1 pseudogene is annotated in these 475 nt (G+C 49.9%); it reads left to right on the forward strand.

The features are described from left to right. A pseudogene (locus AAEZ03_RS25865) lies at positions 1-475 on the forward strand (transposase family protein); the annotation flags it as partial.

Below are 475 nucleotides of genomic sequence, written 5' to 3' on the forward strand. Positions count from 1 at the left end.
TTGGTCGGCTGAAGCAAAACTTGCCGTGATTATTGAAACAGCGCCGCTGTCGGAAGCGGAGATAAACCAGTATTGCCGTGAAAAGGGCTTGTTCCGCGAGCAAGTACAGCAGTGGAAACAGGATTGTTTAGCTGGTTTTCAAACCTCAGAAGTACAAACTAAAACCATTAAACAGCAGGCTAAGGCTGACAAAGCCGAAATCAAATCGCTGCAACGGGAATTGCGCTATAAGGAGAAAGCGCTGGCTGAAGCTGCTGCGTTACTGGTGCTCAGAAAAAAGCTCAATGCGCTCTGGGGGGATGACAGCGAGGAGAGCTAACCCCCTTGCCTGAGCGCATCGCATTGATTGCCTTAATCCAAGAGGCGTATACCCAGGGTGCTCGCCTTTATAAGGCTTGTGCTGAAACGGGCCTCAGTAAGCGTACCTATCGACGTTGGTATCGAGAAGGTCAAGTGCAAGCTGATTTAAGGCCAA

It is taken from the genome of Pseudomonas sp. HY2-MNA-CIBAN-0224 (assembly GCF_040310285.1).
GTDB lineage: Bacteria > Pseudomonadota > Gammaproteobacteria > Pseudomonadales > Pseudomonadaceae > Aquipseudomonas > Aquipseudomonas helleri.